Here is a 10,794-nt window from a genome sequence, read left to right on the forward strand (position 1 = left end):
CCAGAGTGACCTCGTCCGCGCGGTACGTGGGCCTGAGAGATTCCGGGGAGGGTTTGCTCCTTCGGCGCCTCCGGCACTGCGCCGGAGGACTCTCCCGCACGGGGTCGACAGCCGTCTTCGAGCCTACCAGCGCGGGGGGCGGCGGGCCGGTGGGGCCTCGACTGGCCGTCGCGGGGAAAGTGTCCTTGGGTTGTGGGCAGGGACTCTTGTGGAGCATTGGCTACCGGGTGGAGGAACTCGTGCAGACCGACATCGATCCGCGGGACTTGATAGGACGCAAGGCGTACGACCGGGACGGGAACAAGATCGGGACCGTGGACGAGGTGTACCTCGACGACGCCACCGGGGAACCGGAGTGGGCGGCGGTGCGCACCGGGCTGTTCAGCCGCGACGCCTTCGTCCCCCTGGAGCCCAGCGAGGTGGTGCGCGACGCGCTGCACGTGCCCTTCGACCGGGCCCGCATCAAGGACGCCCCGGACTTCGGCGTGGGCCGGCACCTCTCCCCCGAGCAGGAGCTCCAGCTGTACCACCACTACGGGATGGAGGTGCCGGCGGCCGGTGAGCCGGGCCCCGGCGCGGGCGAGGAGGGCCTCGGGCACGTGGCGGGCACCGGGGACTGACCGCCGGCCGCCTCCGGCTCCCGCGCTCACGCCCTGCCGGGTACGAGCGGCACCGGCTCGGACGGCTCCAGGCCGGGATCGTCGGCCCGGAACGTGCGGACCCGGCCCGGTGCGGTGCCCGGCCCCTCGAAGCGGACGGTCACCCGGCCGACGCCGCTGCCCTGGACCCAGCCGGGACCGTACGCGGCGTGGCGCACGTCCAGTCCCGGCAGCCAGTGCGGTGGCGCGGCGCCGGGCCCCGCCGGTGGCCGCGGGACGGGCGGGGCCCGGCGGCCCGCGTCCGGTCCGGCGTCCTGGCGCGGACCCGGTTCCGCGTCCGGTTCCGCGTCTGCCGGTGGCGGGGGCGGCCCGGCCGCAGCGAGCGGGCCGCCCCCGTCACCGGACGCGTCCTGCTCGGCCGGTCCGCCCGCGGCGCTCTGGGCGCTCTGGGCGAAGAGGTCCTCCTGGGTGAAGTCGGCCAGTCCGCTGACGCCGACGCCCAGGAGCCGCACGCCCTCGGTGGTGTCCACCGCGTCCAGCAGCCGGGCGGCCGCCTCCCGGATCACCACCGGGTCGTCGGTGGGGCCGCGCAGCGTCTCGGAGCGGGTGAGCGTGGAGAAGTCGTACCTGCGGACCTTGACCACGACCGTGCGGCCCGAGCGCCCGGCCGCCCGCAGCCGCCGCGCACACCGCCCGGCGAGCCCGGCCAGCTCCTGCTGGATGCGGGTGCGGTCGGTGACGTCCACGTCGAAGGTGTCCTCGACGGAGACGGACTTCGACGCGCGCTCGGCCACCACCGGACGGTCGTCGATGCCCTGGGCCATGGCGTACAGGGCGCCGCCGTGTGCCTTCCCCAGCAGCCGCAGCAGCTCCGCCTCCCCCGCCTCGACGGCCTCGCCCACGGTGGCGATCCCGGCACGGCGCAGGACCTCCGCCGTCGCCGGGCCGACGCCCGGCAGGGTGCGGACGCCGAGCGGGGCGAGCAGTTGGCGTTCGGTTCCCGGTGCGATCACCACGAGCCCGTCCGGCTTGGCCTGCTCGGAGGCGATCTTCGCCAGCATCTTCGACCCCGCGAGACCGACGGAGCCGCTGAGCCCGGTGGCGGCGCGGATGGCGCCCCGCAGGCGTGCCCCGGTCTCCCGGGCCGCCGCGGTGGCGGCCGGTGTGCCGCCGGCCTCCAGATCGACGAACGCCTCGTCCAGGCTGAGCGGCTCCACGAGCGGGGACAGGCCGGCCAGCAGCTCCATCACGGTCTCGCTGACCTGGCGGTAGAGGGTGAAGCGCGGGGTGAGGTAGGCGGCGTTGGGGCAGCGCCTGCGGGCCTGGGCGGTGGGCATCGCCGAGTGGACCCCGTACCGGCGCGCCTCGTAGGAGGCGGTGGCCACGACGCCGCGCGGCCCGAGCCCTCCGACGACCACCGGCTTCCCGCGCAGGCTCGGCTTGGCCGCCTGTTCTACGGCGGCGTAGAACGCGTCCATGTCGAGATGGAGGATCGTCGGTGCGCCTCTCACGTCTACCGATGCTGCCGCACGGCACTGACAACCGCACCGGCGGCGGGGGGGGCCGCGGGTGCGGTCACGGACGCGGCGAGGCGGCGCCCCTCACACGGCGCGGTTGCGCCGCCGGGCCAGTTCGTCGGCCGGGTTGTCGCGGACGAGCGTCTCGCCGGTGTCCACCCGCTCGGCGTGCAGCTGGGACAGGGCCCCTTCCACGTCGCGCCACACGACGCCCACGGCGATGCCGAAGACCCCCTGCCCGCCCTGGAGGAGGTCGACCACCTCGTCGGGCGAGGAGCACTCGTAGACCGTCGCGCCGTCGCTCATGAGCGTCATCTGCGCGAGGTCCTCCAGCCCGCGGCTGCGCAGGTGCTGGACGGCCGTACGGATGTTCTGCAGGGAGACGCCCGTGTCCAGCAGCCGCTTGACGATCTTCAGGACGACGACGTCGCGGAAGCTGTAGAGCCGGTGCGTACCGGAGCCGTGGGCGGGGCGGACGCTGGGCTCCACCAGCTTCGTCCGCGCCCAGTAGTCCAACTGGCGGTAGGTGATGCCCGCGGCCGCACAGGCCGTCGGCCCGCGGTAACCGAGCTGTTCCCGCGCTGCGCCCCCGTCCGCCAGAGCGGGATCGGCAGCGTGCGGTGCAGGGGCCCCGTGCAGCGGGAACGGGCCGGTAGCAGCCCTGCCGTCGCCGGTGCTTCTCACGCCGACCTCCATCCCTTCACGTCCCGCGGAGACGCCGCCGGGACCTGCCTCCATGACGGTAGGCAGTCGCTGGGGGTGCGTCAACGATCGCCACTCTCGGCACGCCGGGTGATAATCACCTAAGGAGTGGTTTGGCGTGACCTCATTCGGGGAATCGGCACCGATTACACCGCGCGCGGTGTCCGGACGCGGCCCGGCTGCCGTCCCCGCGGTCACTGGTTGCTGGTGCCGAAGTCCTCCGGCGAGATCTGGTCGAGGAACTCGCGGAACTTCTCCACCTCGTCCTCCTGCTCGTCCGGGATGGCGATGCCCGCGTCGTTCAGCACGCCGTCACTGCCGTAGATGGGCGTACCGGTGCGCAGCGCCAGCGCTATCGCGTCGGACGGGCGGGCGCTGACCTCCACGCCGCTGGCGAAGACCAGCTCCGCGTAGAAGACGCCCTCCCGCAGATCCGTGATGCGCACGGCGGTGAGCTCCTGGCCGACGGCCTCCAGGACGTCCTTGAAGAGGTCGTGCGTCAGCGGACGCGCCGGAGTCATGCCCTGCTGGGCGAAGGCAATGGCGGTCGCCTCCCCAGGACCGATCCAGATGGGGAGGTAGCGGTCGCCTCCTACTTCGCGCAGAAGCACGATCGGCTGGTTGGAGGGCATTTCGACCCGGACACCCACGACGTCGAGCTCGTTCACACAGCAACCCTAGGCCGTACGCCACCGGTTTGGGTAGTCGGGCCCCCTCCGTGCACCGCCATCTCAGTACCGCGGGTCCTGTAGCTGCTCGCGCAGGGCGGCCTGGACGAGCGCGGCGTGCAGGCGCACCGACAGGCTGGCCAGCTCCCTGGCCGTCGCCTGCGCGCGCACCCGCGTCTGCGGATTGCGGTGCCGCCGCAGGGGCGCCACCACCTGTTCGACGAGGCCGGCCTCGCGGTCCGCCGCCGCCTTCACGACCCGCAGGTGGCGCGGCTGGAGCCCGTAGCGGCCGAGGTCGGCCACGAGCCGCGCCACCTCCACGGTCTCCGGCTCGTAGCCGCCGTCGGCGGCCTGGGCGACCAGCCCGTAGGACTCCCACTCACTCAGCTGCTCCTCCCCCGCCTCGGCGGCGGCGAGCAGCTCGGCGCGCCCCACCCGGGCCGACGGGAGGGTCTCCGCCGCGGCGGACGGGTCGGCGGCCCCCTCCAGCAGGTCCCGCGGCTGGGCCGGCCCCGGGAGGACGACCTGCTCTCCGCGGTCGATGGCGTCCAGCTGCTCGCGGATCACCTTCAACGGCAGGTAGTGGTCACGCTGCATGCGCAGCACGAACGCCAGCCGCTCCACGTCCTTGGCGCTGAACTTGCGGTAGCCGGACGGCGTGCGCTGCGGCTCGACCAGGCCCTCCGACTCCAGGAAACGGATCTTGGAGACGGTGACCTCGGGGAACTCCTCGCGCAGCAGCCCCAGCACGGTCCCGATGCTCATCGGGCCGCGCTCCGCGGCGGCGGTGCCGTGACCGGCACCGCCCGACGGTGTGTGCATGAACCCTCCGTGGGCGGGTCCTTCGTCAGGCCCCTCGCTGGGGAGCGAAGAACACCAGACGGAACTTGCCGATCTGCACCTCGTCGCCGTTGTTCAGCGACACGGAGTCGATCGGTTCCCGGTTGACGTACGTCCCGTTGAGGCTGCCGACGTCGGAGGCGGTGAAGACGCCGTTCGCGCCGCGCCGGAACTCCACGTGGCGGCGGGAGACGGTCACGTCGTCGAGGAAGATGTCGCTCTGCGGGCTGCGCCCCGCCGTGGTCAGCTCACCGTCCAGCAGGAACCGGGCCCCAGAGTTCGGGCCCCGGCGGACGACGAGGAGCGCCGAGCCGACCGGAAGCGCGTCGATGGCGGCGATGGCCTCCGGGGAGAGCATCGGCGTCTGGCCCGTGGCCTCGGCGTCGTAGGCCTCCAGGCCCGTGATCGAGATGGTGGACGTCGTCTCGGAGGGGCGCTCGGACGCGGGCGCGCCGCCCCGCAGGGGAGCACCGCAGTTGGAGCAGAAGCGGCTGGACTCCGCAGCCCGGTTGCCGCACCTCGTGCAGACCGGCGCCCCGGTCCCGCCGCCCGTGCCCGCAGCCTCCCCGGGAGCTATGCGCCCGGCGGTGTCCAGGCCGGAGGTGTCCAGACCGGCGGACGTGGCGCCCTGGCCACCCGGGGTGTCCGGGTCGGGCCGGAAGAGCGGACGCCCTGCGTCGGTTCCGGGCCCCTGACCGCCGGGAGCACCGTGCTTGCCGGCCCGGTGTGCGCCACCGGCGTCCTTGCGCTTGCCGAACAACTTCGAAAGAAAACTCACGGGCGATTCCCCTCGTACGAAACAGACCCGCCCGCGGGGCAGGACAGACCCTTGATCCTCACACAGGCCACAGCGGACACCCGGGCAACGTCCGCAGCCAGTACACAGTTTCCACCACGCGGCGCCCCGCGGGCCCGCCGACCCCCCGGAAGGATCACCGTCGTCTCACCGAGATGACGACTGAGCGTAGTCAGGCCGCTGCGCGGACCGCAAGGCGTCCACCACGACCTCCTCCGAGCGCTCGATCGTCACGGTCGCCTGGTCGCCTTGCAGCGATTGCACCACGCCTCCGGGAATGTTGAGTGCCGGTTCGAGATCCTGCGGCCGGCCGATCACCTCGAACCGGTAGGGCGGCGCGACCTTGCGCCCGTCGATGCGCACCCCGCCCTCCGCACTGGTGAAGTAGGTGTCGGCGACCACGCGCACGTCGTTGATCTGGACGGCCTCCGCACCGGCCGCGCGCAGCTCCTGGATCGCGTCGAGCAGCTGGTCGGCCTTCACGACGTCCGCCGGGGCGCTGATCCGCATGATGATGCCCGGCCCCTCGGCTCCGACGGTACCGGCGAGGACGCCGAGTTGGCGCTCACGCTCCCGGGTCTGCCGTCGTGCCTCCTCCGCCTGGTCGGAGCTGTTCTCCAGGTCCGAGCGCTGTTCCTCCAGGCGGTCCCGCTCGGCCTCCAGGCGCTCGGTGCGGTCGTCCAGCTCGTTGAGGATGCGCACGAGGTCCTCCTGGCGTGCGCCGCGCAGCGCGCTGTCCTCGCTGGTGGAGCGGACCTGGATGGCGAGGCCGAGGCCGAGGACGAACAGCAGCAGGGCCGCGACGAGTTGGTTGCGGCCCAGCCGGGGCGGCCACAGCCCGGCGGCGAGCCGCTGCCGCCCGGTCAGCTCGTCGCCCGGCGCGGCGCCGCCCGCACCGGTGCCCTCCGGCGGACCCTGCCGGGGCCCGTCCTGCGCCGGCCCGGCCGTCGCGTCCGTCTCCCGGCGGGGTCCGCCCCGCAGGTCGTGCCCGTCCGGCGTGCTCTCGTCGCTCACGGGGCTCACGCTCCGAAGAGGTGCCGCCGGATGGCGGCGGCGTTGGAGAAGATGCGGATGCCCAGCACCACGACCACGCCCGTGGAGAGCTGCGCGCCGACGCCGAGCTTGTCACCGAGGAAGACGATCAGGGCCGCGACGACGACGTTCGACAGGAACGACACGACGAAGACCTTGTCCACGAAGATGCCGTCCAGCATGGCGCGCAGCCCGCCGAAGACCGCGTCGAGCGCCGCCACGACGGCGATGGGCAGGTAGGGCTCCACAGCCGTCGGCACCACGGGGCGGAGCACCAGCCCCGCCACGACTCCCACGATGAGGCCCAGTACGGCGATCACGAATTGCTGCCCTTTCCTGTCGTGACGGGCTCGGCGGTCCTGAGGGTGAGGCTCGGCGCGGCGGGCAGCCGCAGGCCGTCCCGCACGTCGAGGTCGGCGCGGATGCCGTAGTCCTCCTCCAGCACCTTCAGGTACTGGCCGTCCACGCTGCGGGAGAACCGGTCCGCGAACTCCTGCCCGTCGCCCACCGCGAGGATCTTGTACGGCGGTACGAGGGGCTTGTTGTCGACCAGTATGGCGTCACCCGCCGCCCGGATGGCGGACAGGGAGGTCAGCCGCTGGCCGTTGATGGAGACGGCCTCGGCTCCGGCGGCCCACAGCCCGTTGACGACGAGCTGGAGGTCCCGGTCCCGTACCCGGCCCGTGTCGGCGAACCCGGTCGTCTGCCGGGGGCCGCCCGGCTCCCCGCCGGTGTCCTCCGCGTCGTCGACGGACAGCTCGACGCCCGGTCCCTCCACGGGCGTGGCCCCCGCGAGGAGCTGCACCAGCTCCCCGGTGCTGCCGCCGTGGTCCCGCAGCGCCTCGCGCTGCATCCCGGCGACCGTCTCACGCAGCTCGTGGACGCGCTCCTGCAGGCCGTCGGCCTCGGCGGTACCGTCCTCGACACGGGCGATCAGCTCCTGGCGCTCCTTGGCGGCGGTCGGCGCCTCGTACCGGGCCTGCGCGGCGCCCAGGGTGACGACCAGCGCGGCGAGGACGAGGCCGGCGCCCAGCCACAGCTTGGCGCGCAGTGTCCGGGGCAGCCCCGCGCCGCCGCCGTCCGCCTTCCGGCGGGCGGCGGCCTCGGCGTAGCCCTCGTCAAGGCTGTGCTCCATGACGTTGGTCAGCAGCGACATCGACGCGTCGGGTCGCGCAGGCCGCGTCGCGGTACTCCGATCGGGGTGCTGCTGCGACATGCCGCACATCGTCGCACGTCGGCGGCCGTACCGCCGAATGGGCCCTCCGACGCGCCGGTCCGGCCGGAACCTCACCGGTTCCGGCCGGACCGGCGCGGGCCCGCCCGCGCGCAGGGGTCAGCGGCCCGCGCCGTCCACGACGGTGGCCCACTCGTCCAGCAGGGCCTGGGCGGAGGCGTCATCCGGCCCCTCGGCCCACAGGTGCGTGACCGCCTCGGCGGGGTCGGGCAGCACCATCACCCAGCGCCCGTCGGGTTCTACCACGCGCACGCCGTCGGTGGTGTCCACCGAGCGGTCCCCGGCCGCCTCCACGACGTTGCGCATGACCAGGCCCTTGACAGCCCACGGCGTCGCCAGGTCCCGCTTCACCACGTGGGCACGCGGAATGCGCGCGTCGATCTGGCTCAGCGTGAGCTGCGTGCGCGCGACGAGGCCGATGAGCCGCACGAAGGCGGCCGCGCCGTCGAAGACGGAGCTGAACTCCGGGACGATGAACCCGCCGCGCCCGTCACCGCCGAAGATCGTCCCCTCGTCACGGCCCACCCGGGTGAGGTCGTCCGGCGACGTCGTCGTCCACTCCACCTGCGTCCCGTGGTAGGCCGCCACCTGCTCGGCGATCCGGGTCGTGGTGACCGGGAGCGCGACGCGCCCGCTGCGCCGTTCCGCGGCGATGAGGTCGAGCATGACGAGCAGGGCCCGGTCGTCCTCGATGATCCGGCCGCGTTCGTCCACCAGGGACAGCCGCTCCCCCACCGGGTCGAAGCGCACGCCGAACGCCGCACGCGCCGAGGCGACGATCTCGCCGAGCCGCACCAGACCCGACCGGCGGCCGTCGGCGGTCTCGGTGGGGCGGGACTCGTCCAGCCCGGGGTTGATGGTGAGCGCGTCCACACCGAGCCGCCCGAGCAGGCTCGGCAGGACCAGACCGGCGCTGCCGTTGGACGCGTCCACGACGACCTTGAGTCCCGCGTCCGCGATCCCGCTGGTGTCCGCGGCACGCAGGAGCGCGCCGGTGTAGGAGTCGAAGACGCTCGCGGGGAAGGAGAGGTCGCCGATCTCACCGGGGAACGCGCGCCGGTACTCCTGCCGGGCGTAGACGCGGTCGAGCTTGCGCTGCCCGCCCGCCGAGAGGTCGGCCCCCCGTTCGTCGAAGAACATGATGTCGACGGAGTCCGGCACACCGGTCGTCGTGCGGATCATGATGCCGCCCGCGCTGCCCCTGGCCGTCTGCTGACGGGCCACGGGCAGCGGCACGTTCTCCAGGTCCCTGACGTCGATGGCGCTGGTCTGGAGGGCGGAGATCATGGCGCGCTTGAGGGCGCGGGCGCCTCGGGAGTGGTCACGGGCCGTGGTGACCGTCGAACCCTTCTTCAGCGTCGTCGCGTACGCCCCGGCCAGGCGGACCGCGACCTCCGGGGTGATCTCGACGTTCAGGATGCCGGAGACACCGCGCGCCCCGAACAGGTGCGCCTGCCCCCGGGACTCCCAGATGACGGAGGTGTTGACGAAGGCACCGGCCTCCACCGTCTTGAACGGGTAGACGCGGACGTTGCCCTGGACGATCGACTCCTCACCGACCAGGCACTCGTCACCGATGACGGCGCCGTCCTCGATCCGCGCCGCCCGCATCACGTCGGTGTTCTTGCCGATGACGCAGCCGCGCAGGTTCGTCTGCTGGCCGATGTAGACGTTGTCGTGCACGACCGCCTTGTGCAGGAAGGCCCCGCTCTTCACGACGACGTTGGAGCCGATGACGGTGTGCTCGCGGATCTCCGCTCCGCTCTCCACCTTGGCGTAGTCCCCGATGTACAGCGGGCCGCGCAGGACCGCGTCCGGGTGCACCTCCGCGCCCTCGGCGACCCACACCCCGGGCGAGATCTCGAAGCCGTCGAGGTCGACGTCGACCTTGCCCTCCAGCACGTCGGCCTGGGCCTTGACGTAGCTCTCGTGCGTGCCGACGTCCTCCCAGTAGCCCTCGGCGACGTAGCCGTAGATCGGCTTCCCCTCCTTCATGAGCTGGGGGAAGACGTCACCGGACCAGTCCACCGGAACGTCCGGGTCGACGTAGTCGAAGATCTCCGGCTCCATGACGTAGATGCCGGTGTTGACGGTGTCGGAGAACACCTGCCCCCAGGTCGGCTTCTCCAGGAAGCGTTCGACCTTGCCCTCGTCGTCGACGATCGTGATGCCGAATTCCAGCGGGTTCGGGACCCGCGTCAGGCACACGGTGACGAGGGCGCCGCGCTCGCGGTGGAAATTGATGAGATCGGTCAGGTCGAAGTCCGTGAGGGCGTCCCCGGAAATGACCAGGAAGGAATCGTCCTTGAGGGCTTCTTCGGCGTTCTTGACGCTGCCGGCGGTGCCAAGGGGCTTCTCCTCGTTGGCGTACGTCAGCTCCATGCCGAGTTCTTCGCCGTCACCGAAGTAATTCTTGACGAGCGAGGCCAGGAACTGAACGGTCACCACGGTCTCACTGAGACCGTGCCGCTTGAGCAGCCTGAGCACGTGCTCCATGATCGGCCGGTTGGCGACGGGCAGGAGCGGCTTGGGCATACTCGCGGTCATGGGACGAAGGCGTGTGCCCTCGCCACCGGCCATCACGACGGCCTTCATGTCGGAAGCGTCCTCCTTCAAAAGACGACGGGTGGACCGGACGGGCCGTGGACGAGTTCCCCACCGCAACGGAGGAAACCGTCTACGTGACGACGATGTCAGTGACCGGCCCGGCCGGTCGCAGCGTCCGCCGTGAGAATGCGGCGGACCTGGACCACGTAGAGGGTTCCTGCCCACCAGTAGAGAGCTGTACCCCATCCTGCGAACGCCCATCCGAAAATCGCAGCGAGTGACGAGACCCATCCGCTCCCGTCACTGAGAAGCAGGAGCGGAAACGCGTACATCAGGTTGAAGGTAGCCGCCTTGCCGAGGAAGTTCACCTGCGGCGGCGCGTAGCCGCGGCGGTCGAGGAGCCACACCATCACGAGCAGCACCAGCTCACGCGCGAGCAGCAGCCCGGTGAGCCATACGGGCAGGATGCCGCGCCAGGTGAGGCCGAGGAGCGTGGAGAGGATGTACAGGCGGTCGGCGGCGGGGTCCAGGATCCGGCCGAGGTTGCTGACCTGGTTCCAGCGGCGGGCCAGTTTCCCGTCCAGGTAGTCGCTGACGCCGCTCAGCGCCAGCACCGCGAGGGCCCAGCCGTCGCTGTTGGGGCCGCCGAACTCCGGCCACAGAACGAGCCACAGGAAGACGGGTACGCCCAGGAGCCTCGCCATGCTGAGCACGTTGGGGATGGTGAAAACGCGGTCCGTCTGGACTCGTGTCTCCTGTACCTCCACCCGGGGCCTCCCCTGGCACGTTCCTACACTGCTCCCCGACCCTACCGGCACGGACCTCCGCTGTCGGACGCGGGTGGGCCCAAGGGGGCCGC

At 72.3% G+C, this 10,794-nt stretch carries 11 protein-coding genes and 1 riboswitch; of the genes, 1 reads left to right on the forward strand and 10 read right to left on the reverse strand.

Going from position 1 to position 10,794, the window contains the following annotated elements; translation table 11 throughout:
• Positions 1-10: 10 nt before the first annotated feature.
• Positions 11-107, reverse strand: a riboswitch (glycine riboswitch).
• Between the two features lie 132 nt (positions 108-239).
• Positions 240-620: a PRC-barrel domain-containing protein gene (locus tag V1J52_RS24835; RefSeq protein WP_330142209.1), complete on the forward strand. Its 381-nt coding sequence runs from the start codon at positions 240-242 to the stop codon at positions 618-620.
• Between the two features lie 26 nt (positions 621-646).
• On the opposite strand, the gene V1J52_RS24840 is transcribed toward V1J52_RS24835, so the two are convergent.
• The 10 genes from V1J52_RS24840 to clsA form a co-directional block, all read right to left on the reverse strand.
• On the reverse strand, positions 647-2,110 hold the full coding sequence (locus tag V1J52_RS24840) for a DNA polymerase IV (RefSeq protein WP_330142193.1): 1,464 nt from the start codon (positions 2,108-2,110) through the stop codon (positions 647-649).
• A gap of 90 nt (positions 2,111-2,200) precedes the next feature.
• Complete coding sequence (locus V1J52_RS24845; protein WP_330142194.1) at positions 2,201-2,800, reverse strand: MerR family transcriptional regulator; 600 nt, start codon at positions 2,798-2,800, stop codon at positions 2,201-2,203.
• Positions 2,801-3,012: 212 nt separating this feature from the next.
• Positions 3,013-3,486, reverse strand: a complete 474-nt coding sequence (locus tag V1J52_RS24850; RefSeq protein ID WP_191211117.1) for a bifunctional nuclease family protein — start codon at positions 3,484-3,486, stop codon at positions 3,013-3,015.
• A gap of 63 nt (positions 3,487-3,549) precedes the next feature.
• Entirely contained in the window at positions 3,550-4,308 is a 759-nt protein-coding gene (ftsR, locus tag V1J52_RS24855) for a transcriptional regulator FtsR (RefSeq protein WP_330142195.1), read from the reverse strand.
• A gap of 25 nt (positions 4,309-4,333) precedes the next feature.
• A complete protein-coding gene (locus V1J52_RS24860) occupies positions 4,334-5,104 on the reverse strand; it encodes a zinc-ribbon and FHA domain-containing protein (RefSeq protein WP_330142196.1) in 771 nt (256 codons plus the stop codon).
• A gap of 165 nt (positions 5,105-5,269) precedes the next feature.
• The gene (locus V1J52_RS24865) at positions 5,270-6,136 is read right to left on the reverse strand and encodes a DUF881 domain-containing protein (protein ID WP_443075925.1); all 867 of its coding nucleotides are present in this window, start codon (positions 6,134-6,136) and stop codon (positions 5,270-5,272) included.
• Positions 6,137-6,141: 5 nt separating this feature from the next.
• On the reverse strand, positions 6,142-6,474 hold the full coding sequence (locus V1J52_RS24870; RefSeq protein WP_330142197.1) for a small basic family protein: 333 nt from the start codon (positions 6,472-6,474) through the stop codon (positions 6,142-6,144).
• A complete protein-coding gene (locus V1J52_RS24875; RefSeq protein WP_330142198.1) occupies positions 6,471-7,379 on the reverse strand; it encodes a DUF881 domain-containing protein in 909 nt (302 codons plus the stop codon). Before V1J52_RS24875 ends, V1J52_RS24870 begins: the two co-directional genes overlap by 4 nt.
• A 108-nt stretch (positions 7,380-7,487) precedes the next feature.
• The gene (locus V1J52_RS24880; protein WP_330142199.1) at positions 7,488-9,983 is read right to left on the reverse strand and encodes a sugar phosphate nucleotidyltransferase; all 2,496 of its coding nucleotides are present in this window, start codon (positions 9,981-9,983) and stop codon (positions 7,488-7,490) included.
• Between the two features lie 98 nt (positions 9,984-10,081).
• Entirely contained in the window at positions 10,082-10,702 is a 621-nt protein-coding gene (clsA, locus tag V1J52_RS24885; RefSeq protein ID WP_330142200.1) for a cardiolipin synthase ClsA, read from the reverse strand.
• Between the last annotated feature and the right edge of the window lie 92 nt (positions 10,703-10,794).

Origin of the sequence: Streptomyces solitudinis (assembly GCF_036323765.1) — a bacterium.
In the GTDB taxonomy this organism is placed as follows: domain Bacteria; phylum Actinomycetota; class Actinomycetes; order Streptomycetales; family Streptomycetaceae; genus Streptomyces.